Below are 13,614 nucleotides of genomic sequence, written 5' to 3'. Positions count from 1 at the left end.
CCGGCACGCCGAGGCGTGATGCCTCGGCGGCTCACAGCGCATCGTGGAAGATGATGCCCAGGGTGTGGCGATGTCCCGAGCGCACACGGCTCACGCCGTGGCGCATGTTGACGCGATAGATGCCCCGAGTGCCCTGCACGGGCCGGTGATGGACGGGGAAGACGACGGCGTCGCCCTGCCGCAGCGGCACGACCTCGACGCGGGACTGCATGCGAGGACGTTGCTCCGTGAGCACGAACTCGCCGCCGGTGAAGTCCCGTTCGGGCTCCGACAACAGGAACGCCACCTGGAGCGGAAAGACCTCGTCGCCATAGAGGTCCTGATGGAGACAGTTGTAGTCCCCCTCTCCGTATTGGAGGAGCAGCGGCGTGGGCCGGAGCTGCCCGGCCTCATGACACCGTTGGACGTAGTCCGCGTGCGTGCCCGGGTAGCGGACGTCGATGCCCATGGCCTCGTTCCAGCGGTTCGCGATGGGCGCGATGCCCGGATAGAGCCCCACACGCAATCGCGTCACCACGTCCGGGAGCGGATAGGCGAAGTACTTGTACTCCCCTCGCCCGAAGCCGTGTCGAGTCATGACCACCCGACTCCGGAAGGGAGCCTCCTCCGCGTAGCGCGCCGAGATGGCCGTACATTCCTCGGGCGTCAACACTCCGCGGAGGGGCGCACACCCCCGGGCATCCAGCTCCGCGCCCAGCGCGCTCCAGTCGACCTGCGACAGGCGCGCGTCCAGCGTGGACACCGCGGGCCTCCTCGCTCGGGCCGCCGCCGTCACGGCCACCGCCCCGTCGCCAACTGTCCCAGCTCACCGCTCGTCAGCTCTCCCACCATTCGCCGCTCCCTCCGACAAGGCCCTCACCGCCCAGTCGGGAGACAGATGTCGCGTCCGAGCCCCGAGCGCGACCCGGAAGTTGCGGCGAATCGCCTGGCCCACCCTCCCGGAGCGTCCGGCCTCACTCCAGCGAGTCGAAGCAGGCGCGCGCCAGCCACGACAGGTCCTTGCCGGACCCGAACGGGACACGGTCGGGCGGAGGCGCCTTCGTGAGCGGCGGAGCCACCTTCTCGGCGATGAGCGCGCTGCCCGTCGTCTTCTCCAACGCCGACGTCCGCTGTTGCCATCGACCATCGTACCGGGGGCGAATCTCCAGCGGCGCTGGAACCTGGGTCGGACATTCGGCGGACACCTCGCCCACGAACTCGCACACCGCATACGGCCCGCGAGGCGTCTGGGCGAGGGACCACACGTAGACGAGCACCCAGGCATCCTCACGGACACGCAGGCTCCAGACGTCGCCGGCCGCGGGAGGGCGGCGCGGCAACGTCTTCGCCCGCCCCTTCTTGCCCGGCACGGGCTCCGCCTTCTTCCGAGCCACCTTCTTCGCGGGCCGCGCGGGCTCCAACGGCGGCGGCGGCGTGCCCTTCTGGAGACCGAACAGGGCCTCCGCGTTCTTCCACTGCACACCGTCACGGCCCCGCCAGAACCCCAGCGGCGCGTCGACCTCCACCCGCACCGAGGGACGCCGCTCGCGCTCGGCGAAGCTCACGAACCGCGTCGCCATGCCCACATGAGGCGGGGCCTCGAGCACCCCCACGAAGGCCAGCGTCTCCACGAGGGAACGCGCCGCCCCCTTGGAGAACCCCACCTCGCGCACCGCCTCGAAGGCCACACCCGGGCTGGCCTCGGGCGGGAGCCCATCGAGGGTGGCGAGGGCCCGCGAGAGGAGCGCGCGCGCCCGCGCCGTCGGCTCCCGCGCGCCCCACTCCTTCCGCTGCGCGAGGGCCACCAGCATCCAATCCATCGCGCCCGGAATCCCCGAGCCATTCCGCTTCCAGGAGAGGAACATCTCGCTCGGCTCGAGGAGCAGCTGCGGTGCGAGCCCGCAGACGCGACACCACGCCGAGGCACTCTCCGGATCCGGCGCATCCAGCGCATGTGCCGGCATGGCGTGCGCGAGCAGCACGGCCTCCAGGAAGCAGCCATGGGGCCCGTCTTCTCCATCCAGGCTGCTCACGAAGGCCCGGCTGCCCTCCTCGACGCTCCAGCCGCGTCCCGAGGACACGACGGACTCCACCACCGCGTCGTGCGACAGCGTGACGAAGGCCCAGGGGTCGAGCCCCACGGTCCGCAGCCACTCGACGTCCGAGGCCGCCATCGTCCGGGGGATGTAGGGCTTGCCGGGCGCCCCTCCGTTCCGAGGGTCATGGATACGACCCAGCAAGGACACCGCCCGGTCGGAGTCCTCGGGAGACAACACTGGCAACGAGAGAGGCAGGCGCGACGTCACGGCGTGAGCCTACCGGACGCCGCGCGTGGCGAGGACACTTCAACGCGGGGTGAGCTTGAGCACCTGCCCGTCGTCTTCGTCCGTCAAGAGGTAGAGCGCGCCTTCCGGCCCCTGGACGACCTCGCGGATGCGCGCGTTGCGTTCGGTGAGCAGCCGCTCCTCGCCCACCACGCGGTCATCCTTCACCACCAGGCGCACCAACGCCTGGCTCGACAGGCCCCCGATGAAGAAGTTGTCCCGCCACTCCGGGAAGAGGTCTCCCGAGTAGATGGTCATGCCCGATGGAGAGATGACCGGGTCCCAGTAGTACACCGGCTGCTCCATGCCCGGCCCCTGGGTGGACTTGTGGATGGGAGCGCCGGAGTACTCCTCGCCGTAGCCGATGGTGGGCCAGCCGTAGTCCTTGCCCTTGCCCACGAGGTTCAGCTCGTCGCCCCCGCGAGGCCCCATCTCCACCTCCCAGAGGCGGTTCTGCTTGTCGAGCGCGGCGGACAGCACGTTGCGGTGCCCCAGCGACCAGATCTCCGGTCGCGCGCCCGGCGTCTTCACGAACGGGTTGTCCGTGGGCACGGTGCCGTCCGGATGGATGCGGACGATCTTCCCGAAGTGGCTCTTGAGGTCGCGCGCCTGGACACGACCGGCCATCACGGAGCGCTCGCCGAGCGTGACGAACAGCGTCCCATCCGGCGCGAACACGAGGCGCCCACCCGCGTGAAGGGTGGAGTCCAACGTGGGCTGCATCCGGAAGATGACCGTCAGGCCCTCCACCCGGGGCTTGTCGCCCTCCACCAGCTTCGCGCGCGCCACCGCGAGCCCGTTGCCGCCCTCGCGCGGCTCGTAATACGTCCAGTAGATGAGCCCGCTCTTCGCGGAGTCCGGGCCCACCTCCACGTCGAGCAGGCCGCCCTGGTTGCGTCCGTCGACCTTGGGGATTCCCGCCACGGGCGCGGACTTCTCGCCCTTCTGCGTGACGATGTAGAGCTTCCCCGTGGGCTTCTCCGTCACCAGCATGCGTCGGTCCGGAAGGAAGGCGATGGCCCAGGGATGGTTGAAGCCGGAGGCCACCTCGGTGACCTGGAAGGCCGTCGTCGTCTTCACGCCCGGCGCCCGCGTCTGTCCGGGGAAGGCCGGCTTGAACTCGGGGACGTTGGGCGGCGCGGTCTCCACGGGGGCCCCCGTGGGGTTGGGCCCCTCCCGCGGTACGGATTGCTGGCTGCCCTCGGCCTTCCCGGGAGCGAGGTTCCCGCCCTGGCGCTTGGAGGTGCCGGCCCCCTGGCCGGAGGCCGTCCCGGCGACGGTCAGGAGGGTGGTACAGGCCAGGGTCTTCAACAACGCTCGCATCGGCGCACTCCTCGGAAACGGGTTCGGGACTCCGGGCAATTAAGCACTCCCGGAGCCACGCGCAGCCCTTTCGTGGGAGGACCTCAACCCCTGTCCGTGTTCGTCAGCACCCCACCGGAATAGCGCCACGAGTCGAAGTCCAGGTCCTGGGCGAAGGACGCCAGCAGGGCCTTGAAGGACGCCGCGACCGGGAGCGAGGGCCCTGTCTTCGGACTCCACCGCAGCACCTGGCCGACCTGCCCTCCCGCGCCCGGGTCCAGGTCGACGACGAGGAAGTCCCCCCGCAAGCTTCTGGCGAAGGGCACCCACCTGGGGCTCCACCACGTCCACCGCACCTGCTTCTGCGTCTTCTTCAACTCCACCGGCCGACGGATGGGCCTGGCCTCCACCAGCGGCTGTTGCCCCTCCCAGTGCGTCACGATGTCCTCCAGCCAGAGGCCATCATGACCGACGAAGAGGGGCCCCTCCCCCTTGCCGCCGCCATACAGCGCCAGCCAGGCACGCAAGTCGATGGGCAACGCCACGGCGAGCCGCTTCTCCAACGCGTCGATGGCATCCGGCTTCGCGGCGCGGGCCTTCAACCACGCGGCGGCGCGAGGCTTCACCCGCTTCTGGAGCTTCCCACCCACGATGGAGCCCAGGGCCTTCACGCGCGCGGTGGCCGCGACCTCTGGCGTGGGGCTGCCCTTCTTCCGCAGCAGCTTGGAGATGGCCGCGTGTCCCTGCGCGTCGGACATGTCCACGGCGAACAGCCCCACGCCGCCATCACGCATCGGGTCGGCTCCCGCGTCGAGCAGCACCTTGACCAGGGGCATCTTGCCGCTGTGGGCCGCGAGCATCAGCGGCGTCTGGCCATAGCCATCCGGCTGGTTCGGGTCGACGCCCGCTTCGAGCAGCACCCGCACGAGCTTCAGCGAGGGAGGCGGCGCGGAGTCCGCGAGGTTCAGCGCGGAGGTCAGCAGCGTGAAGGACCACCGGGGGTCGTCCATCCCGAAGAGCGGCGTCGCCTCTCCGCCCCGGTCCAGCAGCAGCTTCACGACGGGAAGGTGCCCTCCGTCGACGGCCACCGTCAGCGCGGAGAAGTCGTAGTTGCTGCGGAGGTTGATGTCGGCTCCCGCGTCCAGGAGCAGCTTCACCATGGCCAGGTCGCCCTTGTCGGCGGCGTCCAGCAGCACGGGGTAGAACAACTCCGGCTCGTTGACCGTCGTGCTCACGTTCGGGTCCGCGCCCTCGGCGAGCGCCTTTCGCACCGTCTTCACGTCACGCCTGTCGACGGCGTCGATCAGCGACAGGTCCACCTGCGACGGCTTCTTCTTCTTCGCCATGAAGGAAGCACCTGGGACCACCGAGGTCCCCTCCGGACAACGGGTCGGGCTGCGGCTCGCACACTACCCGCAACCCACTTCCCGGCGGCAGGCATTCTGCAACCGGGATACGACAAGGAAGCACCACGGACGCGAAACTCCACGGGGGCTGGTGGAATCCACCTCCGGGAGCGAGAGTGGAGGACGCCACTCCTGGAGCCGCCCCATGACGACGCCACCGCCCCGCCCGCCCCCCATGCCACCGCGCCCGCCCTGGGAGACCGGGGACGAACCGTCCACCCGCCATCCCATGATTCCCGAAGGGAGCGCGGACTACTCCGATGCCCTGGGGGACGCCATCCGCTACAAGGGTGGGGAGCTCTCCTTCGAGGAGCTCCAGCGGCGCGTCCTCGCGCGGAACCTGCCGCCCCATCACCTGGGAGATGAGTACTTGATGGTGACACCCCCACCGCCCCCACCGGGCGTGGTCTTCGACCCCCTCCTGATGCCCTTCGACTGGTGTGGCACCTGGGGGGAGATCGCGATGACCCTCTTCGCGGATCAGCTCACCCGCGAGGAATACGACCGCCTCCACGCGGCGGCGCATCCGACCTGCCGCCGCTGACGCGCCTCAGTCGACCGGCATCTCGTCGCGAATCCAGTCCGTGACGGAGGCGTGGCGCGGAGCCCAGCCCAGCTCTCTCCGGGCCCGCTTCGCGCGCACCCGGCTGTTGGAGCCGAAGGAGTAGCGCGCATGCCCCTCGCCCCACTCGCGAGTGGCCTCCTCGACGCTCCAGTGCCGCACCGGCCCCAGCTTCAGCCGCCGGGCGATGGCCTCGCCGATCTCCGCGTAGGACGCCTCGCCGTTCTCCACGAAGTAGAACGCGCCCGCCGGGGCCTTCTCCAGCGCCAGCGCGTAGAGCGTGACGACGTCGTCGATGTGGACGTTGGACCAGCGGTTGAGGCCCTGACCCACCACCCGCACCACGCCGCTCTTACGCGCCTGCGCCACCAACGGGGGAATCTGCACGCTGTCGCGGCCCAGGCCACGCCCCGTGCCGTAGATCATCGTGTTGCACAAGACGATGCCCCGGGCACCCGGCGTCGCGAGCACCCGGTCGTCCAACGCATGCCGGGCCTGCTTGTCCGGCTCGACGATGAACGGCGTGTCCTCGTCGAAGATGTTGGGCGACAGCGAGTCGCCCCGCGCGTCGTCACCAATCACGCTCGAGCCGCTGGTGTGGAGCAGTGGCTTGCCGGAGCCACGCACCCCGTCGATGAGCGCCTGGAGGGCCTTCTCGTGGTCGCTGCTGGCCGCGTTGATGACCCCATCCGCCCGCCGGGCTTCCGCGAGGAGCGCGTCGGTCGAGTCGAGGTCCCCACGGACCGGCTCGATGCCGCGCGCCTTCAGACGCTGGGCCTTGGCGTCGTCACGCACCAGGCCACGGATGGCGTGCCCCCGGGACTTCAGGTACTCGGCGAGCGAGCCACCGATGAAGCCCGTGGCGCCCGTGATGAAGAGGTTCATCGTGCGGTCTCCAGGAAGCAGGTGGGGCTCAAGGTGGGCATGCCCGGCGCCCGGTTGAAGCCGGGGCCTGGTCGGGAGCCTCCTCCCCGGGGTCGACACCGAGGCCCCGCCCGGCCGCCCGGCGGGAGCGCCTGGCCCGCGCTCACACCTTCTTCCAGTCCAGCTCCGTCCCGCAGTGCTTGCAGAAGCGCGCGTCCAGGTCGTGTCCCTGGGTCCCACAGCCCGGGCAGGCCTGCGTGTCCGGGCGCTGCCGCGCGGCGTTGGCCAGTTCGACGGAGACGATGCCCGTGGGCACCGCGAGGATGCCGTAGCCCATGAGCATGAGCACCGAGGCGAGGGCCTGCCCGAGCACCGTCTTCGGCGTGATGTCGCCGAACCCCACCGTGGTCATCGTGACGATGGCCCAGTACATGGACCGGGGGATGTTGTCGAAGCCGTGCGCGGGGCCCTCCACGATGTACATGAGCGCCCCCATGACGACGTCGATGCTCAGCACGGCGACGAGGAAGACGGTGATCTTCGCCCGGCTGGCGCGCAGCGCCGTCATCAGCACCTCCGCCTGTCCCAGCAGGTGCCCCAGCTTCAGGATGCGGAAGACCCGCAGCAGCCGCAGCACGCGGACCACCAGCAGCGACTGGGCGCCGGGGAACAGGATGCTCAGGAACGACGGGAGCACCGCCAGCAGATCCACCACGCCATAGAAGCTGCGCGCGTAGTCCAGGGGCCTCCGCACCGCCACCAGCCGCAGGACGTACTCCGTCGCGAAGATGGCCGTGAAGGCCCACTCGGCGACGGACAACGCGAGGCCGTACTGCTCACGCACGGAGGCCACGCTCTCCAGCATCACCGCGAGGATGCTGAACACGATGGCCCACAGCAGGGCCACGTCGAACGCCCTCCCCGCCGGCGTGTCGGCCTCGAAGATGACGGTGTGGAGACGGGCGCGGAAACCATCGTGGGGACCCTGCTCGGAGGTGCTGGACACGGCCGGCAGTCTAGCCCGCTCCCTCTCGACGTCCGGAAGCCGTCATTGACGCGAGGTCATCACTTCCTGGTCCGTGGGGGCGGATTGTGACTTCCACCCCGCACTCGCACGTTTTTGTCAGACGGAAGCGTCTCAGTGAAATTCGCACAAGAGAGGTCGACCATGCAGACATCGTCGAGTCGTTCACTGCAACCGCGGTGGGGGGAGTATGTGCTGGGTCTGTCGCTCGCCACCGCCTTCGCCCTGCCAGGACTGGCCGGCGCGCAAGTCCCCAGCGACCTGCCCAACTCCTATACCCAGCGCAACCTCGTCTCCGACGGAGGCGTGACGGCGGACCACACGGACTCCAACCTGGTCAACCCCTGGGGCCTGGCCTTCAACTCCAACGGCTTCGCCTGGGTGGCGGACAACGGCAAGGGCGTGGCGACGCTCTATGACGGCGACGGCAACGCCCAGCCGCTCGTCGTCACGATTCCCGTGCCCGCCGGCGTCACCGACCCGGCGGCGCCCACGGGAATCGTCTACAGCGGCTCCGACAGCGCGTTCGTCGTGAAGAGCGGGGACGCCAACGGCCCCGCCCGCTTCATCTTCGTGACGGAGCAGGGCGTGCTCGCGGCGTGGTCGCCGCAAGCGGCGGCGACGGATGCCATCACGCAGGTGGACAACTCCAGCTCCAACGCCGTCTACAAGGGGCTGGCGCTGGCGACCAACGGCACGGCGCCGTTCCTCTACGCCACCGACTTCCACAACGGGAAGATCGCCGTCTTCGACAGCAACTTCGCGCCCGCCACGCTCTCCGGCGACTTCACGGACCCGAACCTGCCCGCGGGCTTCGCGCCCTTCGGCATCCAGAACATCAACGGCAACCTCTACGTGAGCTACGCGCAGCAGGACGACAAGAAGATGGACGACGTCAAGGGCGCCGGGCTCGGCTACGTCAACGTCTTCGACGCGAACGGTCGCTTCATCCGCCGGCTCATCTCCAAGGGTGACCTCAACGCGCCCTGGGGCATGGCGATGGCTCCGGCGAGCTTCGGTCGCTTCGCGGGGCGGCTGCTGGTGGGCAACTTCGGCGACGGCACCATCCACGCCTATGACGCGGTGACGGGCAAGCTGGACGGCACGCTCCAGGACACCAGTGGCAAGGCGGTGACCATCGACGGCCTGTGGGCGATCGCCTTCGGCAACGGGCTCGACAACCAGCCCGCCGACACGCTGTTCTTCACCTCCGGGCCGCAGGACGAGAGCCATGGCCTCTACGGCCGGCTCGACGTGACGCCCACCAGCGGCACGCACGTCACGCCGCTGCAGGCCCCCTGAGCCAGGCGGCCATCGTCGTTCGCCAGGGGCGCGCTCGCGACGTCGGGCGCGCCCCTCGCGCGTCAGGCCCGCCAGCCGCGCGGCGGGACTCCACGGCGGGAGACGAAGAAGGGGGCCGCCCCGGACCGGGACAGCCCCCTTCATGCCACGCGAGGCCCGGACGCCTCAGTGCCCCTCGGCCCCCGTCGCCCCCGCGGGAATCACGGGCGCGGGCTGGGACTCCACGCCGCGCAGGGCGAGCTTGCGGATGACGACGTAGAAGACCGGCGTCAGCACCAGGCCGAACAGCGTCACGCCGAGCATGCCCGCGAACACCGCGACGCCCATGGCCCGGCGCATCTCCGCGCCCGCGCCCGTCGCCACCGCGAGCGGCACCACGCCCATGATGAAGGCGATGGACGTCATCAGGATGGGACGCAGGCGCAGCCGGCACGCATCCAGCGCCGCCTGCACCACGCCCACGCCTTCATCCTCCCGCGCGCGGGCGAACTCGACGATGAGGATGGCGTTCTTCGCCGCCAGGCCCACCAGCACCACCAGGCCAATCTGCGTGAAGATGTTGTTGTCCCCTCCCACGAGCCACACCCCCGCCAGCGCGCTGAGCAGCGCCAGCGGCACCGTCAGCAGCACCGCCAGCGGCAGCGTCCAACTGTCGTACTGCGCCGCGAGGATGAGGAAGGCCAGCAGGATGGCCAGCGGGAAGACGAACAGCCCCTCCCTGCCCGCGAGCTTCTCCTGGTACGTCAGGTCGGTCCACTCGAAGCTCATGCCCGCGGGGAGCACGTCCCCCGCGAGCTGCTCCATGGCCGCCACCGCCTGCCCCGTGCTCACCCCGGGCGCCGCGGCGCCGTTGATGTCCGCGGACGGGTAGCCGTTGTAGCGCAGCACCTGGTCCGGCCCGAACGACGGCTTCACGTCCACCAGCGCCGCCAGGGGCACCATGCCTCCCTGCGCGTTGCGCACCTGGAGCCGACCGATGTCCTCCGGCTCCATGCGGTGCTGCGCGTCCGCCTGGACGTTCACCTGGTAGGTGCGCCCGAACCGGTTGAAGTCGTTGACGTAGAGCGACCCCAACTGGACCTGGAGCGTCTCGAAGACGGAGCCCAGCGGCACGCCCTGCTGCTTGGCCTTCACCCGGTCCACGTGCGCCTCCAACTGGGGCACGTTGATCTCGAAGCCCGACATCAGGCCCATGAGCCGCGGGTCCCCCGAGGCCCGCTGCACCAGCGCCTGGGTGGCCTCGTACAGCGCCTCCGAGCCCAGGCCCGCGCGGTCCTCCACCTGGAGCTTGAAGCCCGCGAGCGAGCCCAGGCCCGGCACGGGCGGCGGTGGGAAGATGGCCGCGAAGCCCTCCTGGATGGCCCAGAGCTTCCCCTGCAGCCGCCCCGCGATGGCGTTGGCGGACAGGTCCGCGGACTTGCGCTTCTCGAAGTCGTCCAGGATGGCGAACACCACCGCCGAGTTGGGCGCGTTGACGAAGCCGTTGATGGTGATGCCGGAGAAGGCCACCACGTTGGCCACGCCCTCCTCGGCCAGCATGAGCTCCGACATGCGCTTGACGACCGCGTCCGTGCGCTCCAGCGACGCCGCCGGCGGGAGCTGGGCCAGCCCCACCAGGTAGTACTTGTCCTGCATGGGCACGAAGCCCGCCGGCACCTTGGCGAAGCCCGCCCACGTCAGGAAGAGCAACCCCACGTAGACGGCGAGCACCACCGCGCTGACGCGCACCACGCGCTTGACCACCGACACGTAGCCCGCGGACGCCTTGTCGAAGAAGCGGTTGAAGGGCCGGAACAACCACCCGCCCAGCCCCTTCTCCATCAGCCGCGTGAGCCCGTCCTTCGGCCCGTGGTGGCCGCGCAGCAGCACCCCCGCGAGCGCCGGGCTGAGGGTCAGCGAGTTGAAGGCGGAGAGGATAGTGGAGATGGCGATGGTCAGCGCGAACTGCCGGTAGAACTGGCCGGTGAGACCGCCCAGGAACGCGGTGGGCACGAACACCGCGGACAGCACGGAGGTGATGGCGATGATGGGCCCCGTCACCTCGGTCATCGCCCGGCGCGCGGCCTCCTTCGGACTGGCCCCCTGCTCGATGTGCCGCTCCACGTTCTCCACCACGACGATGGCGTCGTCCACCACGATGCCGATGGAGAGCACCAGGCCGAACAGCGACAGCGTGTTGAGAGAGAAGCCCAACATGTGCATCACCGCCGCCGTGCCCACCAGCGACACGGGCACCGCCGCCAGCGGGATGATGGAGGCCCGCCACGTCTGGAGGAACAGCAACACCACGAGCACCACCAGCACCACCGCCTCCAGCAGCGTGCTCACCACGTTGCGGATGGAGGCGCGCACGAAGAGCGTCGGGTCGTAGGCGATGCGGTACTCCATGCCCTCCGGGAAGGCCAGGCGCAGCTCGTCCATCCGCGCGCGGATGCCCGCGGACACGTCCAACGCGTTGGAGCCGGAGGCCTGGTTGATGCCGATGGCCACCGCCGGCTTGCCGTCCAGCCGCGCGCGCACCGCGTAGGAGTTGGCGCCCAGCTCCACCCGGGCCACGTCGCGCAGGCGCGTCACCTGCCCCGCCTCCCCCACCTTCACCACGATGTCGCGGAACTGCTCCTCGTCCGTGAGCCGGCCCTGCGTGGTGACGGTGAGCTGGAAGGCGGAGCGCTCGTCCGGCTGCTGTCCGATGACCCCCGCGGCCACCTGGACGTTCTGCTCGCGGATGGCGTTCACCACGTCGCTGGCGGTGAGGTTGCGCGCCGCCAGCAACTGCGGATCCAACCAGACGCGCATGCTGTACTCGCCCGCGCCCAGCACCGCCACGTTGCCCACGCCCGGCACGCGCTGGAGCACGTCGCGCACCTGGAGCACGGCGTAGTTGGAGAGGTAGAGCGGGTCCAGCTTCCCGTCCGGGGACACCAGGTGCACCACCATGAGCAGGTCCGGGCTGGACTTCTCGGTGAGCACCCCCAGCCGCTGCACCTCGGCGGGCAGGCGCGGCACCGCGCGCGCCACCCGGTTCTGCACCTGCACCTGCGCGGTGTCCGGGTCCACGCCCATGGCGAAGGTGATGGTGACGGACACGCGGCCGTCGCTGGTGGCCTGCGAGGACATGTAGAGCATGCCCTCCACGCCGTTGATCTCCTGCTCCAGCGGCGCGGCCACCGTCTCCGCGATGACGCTCGGGTTCGCGCCCGGGTAGGCCGCGCGCACCACCACCGTGGGCGGGGACACGGCCGGGTACTCGCTCAAGGGCAACTGCACCAGCGACAGCCCCCCGCCGATGAGCAGCAGCACGGACAACACGGCCGCGAAGATGGGCCGGTCCACGAAGAAATGGGCGAACTTCATGGCCGCGCGCCCTCCGCGTGCTCGGAGCCGGCCATGGCCACCACCGTGGGCGTCACCGTCATGCCCGGCCGCGCCAGGCCCTTGAGGACCACGCGCTCACCCGGCGCCAGCCCCGCGCGCACCACGCGCAGGCCCACCTCCGTTCCGCCCAGCTCCACCCGCCGCTGCTCCAGCGACTGGTCCGGCCGGAGGACCAGCACGTAGCGGCCCTTCTGGTCCGTCGCCACCGCGTGGTCCTGGATGAGCACCGTGGGCCGCGCCGCGCCCGTCTCCAGCCGCACCCGCGCGAACAGCCCCGCCGCCAGCTTCCCGTCCGGGTTGGGGAGCACCGCCCTGGCCCGCGCCGTCCCCGTCGCCGGCGACACCTGGTTGTCCAGGAAGTCCAGGCGCGCCTCACGCGTGAAGCCCTCGTCGCCCTTCAGCGCCACGCGCACGGGGACCGGGTTGACGCGTCCATCCTTGCCGCGCGCCCCGGAGTCATGCCCCGCGAAGCGCAGGTACGTGGCCTCGTCCACGTCGAAGAAGACGTGGAACGGCTCCACCGAGGTGAGCGTCGTCAGCAGCGTGGCGTTGGCGCCGCCACCGCTGACCAGGTTGCCGGGCGTGACGAGCGCGCGACCCACGCGTCCGGCGATGGGGGCTCGGACCCGCGTGTCCTGAAGGTCGATCTCCGCCGCCCGCACCGCGGCCCGCGCCGCCTCCACGCGCGCGCCCGCCTCCGCCTTCTCCGCGATCAACACGTCGAAGTCGCTGCGGGAGATGGCCGCCTCCGCCACCAGCTTCTCGCCCCGCTCGAACTTGCGCTCCGACAGCGTGCGGCGCTCCTCCGCCTGCTTCAGGTCCGCCTGCGCCCGGGCCAGCGCCGCCTCGAACGTGCGCGAGTCCAACTGGAACAGCACCTGCCCCGCCGTGACGAAGCCCCCTTCCGCGAAGCGGACCGCGTCGATGAAGCCCCCCACGCGCGGCCGCAGCTCCACGCTCTGCACGGCCGCGAGCACGCCCGTGTACTCGGCGCTCTCCGCCACCGGGCGCGTCACCACCTCCGCCACCACCACGGGCGGCGGCGCCACCTTCGCGCCCCCTCCCCCCTCCTGCGCCCCCGCCTCCCCCCGCGCGAGGACGAAACCGCCCACCACCAGCGGGAGCGCCAGCGCGCCTCCCGCCACCGTACGTCGCCAATTCATCGAAGGACTCCAACCGCCGCGACCCAGGCGGCCCCGGTGGCCCGCGCTCGCGCGGACACACCTCCGGCCACCCGTCACGGAACGAGACGAGGGAAAGACACACGCGCACGTCACCCGTCCGGTGCCGCCACCGGGGACGTGTCGCTTGGGGGGTATGGGGTTTCAGTGGCCGTGACGGCGTCGGCCTCCGGAGCCTGACGAGGCCCCGGTGCGCCACGTGGCGTCCCGGACGGACTTCAGCGAACCAACGTCAGCGTTGGCGACGACAGCAGCGGGGCGCGGGGGACATGGACAGCCTCCTTCCGGAGGTAAA

At 70.6% G+C, this 13,614-nt stretch carries 10 protein-coding genes; 2 read left to right on the top strand and 8 right to left on the bottom strand.

From position 1 onward, the window contains the following. Nucleotides 1-31 precede the first annotated feature (31 nt). The 4 genes from LZ198_RS14400 to LZ198_RS14385 all read right to left on the bottom strand — a co-directional run bounded on the left by LZ198_RS14400 (nucleotide 32) and on the right by LZ198_RS14385 (nucleotide 4,951). Nucleotides 32-742, bottom strand: coding sequence for a 2OG-Fe(II) oxygenase (locus LZ198_RS14400; RefSeq protein ID WP_323382577.1), 711 nt, complete (start codon nucleotides 740-742; stop codon nucleotides 32-34). Nucleotides 743-953: 211 nt separating this feature from the next. Further along, the gene (locus tag LZ198_RS14395) at nucleotides 954-2,219 is read right to left on the bottom strand and encodes a hypothetical protein (RefSeq protein ID WP_253972523.1); all 1,266 of its coding nucleotides are present in this window, start codon (nucleotides 2,217-2,219) and stop codon (nucleotides 954-956) included. Between the two features lie 105 nt (nucleotides 2,220-2,324). Continuing rightward, a complete protein-coding gene (locus LZ198_RS14390) occupies nucleotides 2,325-3,626 on the bottom strand; it encodes a PQQ-dependent sugar dehydrogenase (protein ID WP_253972522.1) in 1,302 nt (433 codons plus the stop codon). Nucleotides 3,627-3,709: 83 nt separating this feature from the next. After that, nucleotides 3,710-4,951 (bottom strand): ankyrin repeat domain-containing protein, encoded by a 1,242-nt coding sequence (locus tag LZ198_RS14385; RefSeq protein WP_253972521.1) that lies wholly within the window; start codon nucleotides 4,949-4,951, stop codon nucleotides 3,710-3,712. Between the two features lie 205 nt (nucleotides 4,952-5,156). Between LZ198_RS14385 and LZ198_RS14380 the strand changes: the two genes are divergently transcribed. Then, complete coding sequence (locus LZ198_RS14380) at nucleotides 5,157-5,555, top strand: hypothetical protein (RefSeq protein ID WP_253972520.1); 399 nt, start codon at nucleotides 5,157-5,159, stop codon at nucleotides 5,553-5,555. 6 nt (nucleotides 5,556-5,561) lie between these two features. Here LZ198_RS14380 and LZ198_RS14375 read toward each other — a convergent pair whose 3' ends face one another. Continuing rightward, nucleotides 5,562-6,458: an NAD-dependent epimerase/dehydratase family protein gene (locus LZ198_RS14375; protein ID WP_253972519.1), complete on the bottom strand. Its 897-nt coding sequence runs from the start codon at nucleotides 6,456-6,458 to the stop codon at nucleotides 5,562-5,564. Between the two features lie 142 nt (nucleotides 6,459-6,600). Continuing rightward, nucleotides 6,601-7,443, bottom strand: a complete 843-nt coding sequence (locus LZ198_RS14370; protein WP_253972518.1) for an ion transporter — start codon at nucleotides 7,441-7,443, stop codon at nucleotides 6,601-6,603. A 162-nt stretch (nucleotides 7,444-7,605) separates the two neighbouring features. On the opposite strand from LZ198_RS14370, the gene LZ198_RS14365 reads away from it, so the two are divergent. Then, on the top strand, nucleotides 7,606-8,763 hold the full coding sequence (locus LZ198_RS14365) for a TIGR03118 family protein (RefSeq protein ID WP_253972517.1): 1,158 nt from the start codon (nucleotides 7,606-7,608) through the stop codon (nucleotides 8,761-8,763). 165 nt (nucleotides 8,764-8,928) lie between these two features. Here the strand turns inward: LZ198_RS14365 and LZ198_RS14360 are convergent, their stop codons facing one another. Together LZ198_RS14360 and LZ198_RS14355 are read right to left on the bottom strand one after the other, a co-directional pair. Continuing rightward, on the bottom strand, nucleotides 8,929-12,117 hold the full coding sequence (locus tag LZ198_RS14360) for an efflux RND transporter permease subunit (RefSeq protein WP_253972516.1): 3,189 nt from the start codon (nucleotides 12,115-12,117) through the stop codon (nucleotides 8,929-8,931). Next, entirely contained in the window at nucleotides 12,114-13,301 is a 1,188-nt protein-coding gene (locus tag LZ198_RS14355) for an efflux RND transporter periplasmic adaptor subunit (protein ID WP_253972515.1), read from the bottom strand. The genes LZ198_RS14360 and LZ198_RS14355 overlap by 4 nt, the downstream gene beginning before the upstream one ends. Between the last annotated feature and the right edge of the window lie 313 nt (nucleotides 13,302-13,614).

Source organism: Myxococcus dinghuensis, assembly GCF_024198235.1.
Taxonomy (GTDB): Bacteria; Myxococcota; Myxococcia; order Myxococcales; family Myxococcaceae; genus Myxococcus; species Myxococcus dinghuensis.
The sequence above is the reverse complement of the archived record's forward strand: the minus strand, read 5'-3'. Positions and strand labels throughout refer to the sequence as shown.

What these genes read in the sequence shown, in the direction of transcription:
- LZ198_RS14390 (WP_253972522.1), bottom strand. Translation starts at nt 3,626, where the DNA reads ATGCGAGCGTTGTTGAAGACCCTGGCCTGTACCACCCTCCTGACCGTC.
- LZ198_RS14385 (WP_253972521.1), bottom strand. Translation starts at nt 4,951, where the DNA reads ATGGCGAAGAAGAAGAAGCCGTCGCAGGTGGACCTGTCGCTGATCGAC.
- LZ198_RS14380 (WP_253972520.1), top strand. Translation starts at nt 5,157, where the DNA reads ATGACGACGCCACCGCCCCGCCCGCCCCCCATGCCACCGCGCCCGCCC.
- LZ198_RS14375 (WP_253972519.1), bottom strand. Translation starts at nt 6,458, where the DNA reads ATGAACCTCTTCATCACGGGCGCCACGGGCTTCATCGGTGGCTCGCTC.
- LZ198_RS14365 (WP_253972517.1), top strand. Translation starts at nt 7,606, where the DNA reads ATGCAGACATCGTCGAGTCGTTCACTGCAACCGCGGTGGGGGGAGTAT.
- LZ198_RS14360 (WP_253972516.1), bottom strand. Translation starts at nt 12,117, where the DNA reads ATGAAGTTCGCCCATTTCTTCGTGGACCGGCCCATCTTCGCGGCCGTG.
- LZ198_RS14355 (WP_253972515.1), bottom strand. Translation starts at nt 13,301, where the DNA reads ATGAATTGGCGACGTACGGTGGCGGGAGGCGCGCTGGCGCTCCCGCTG.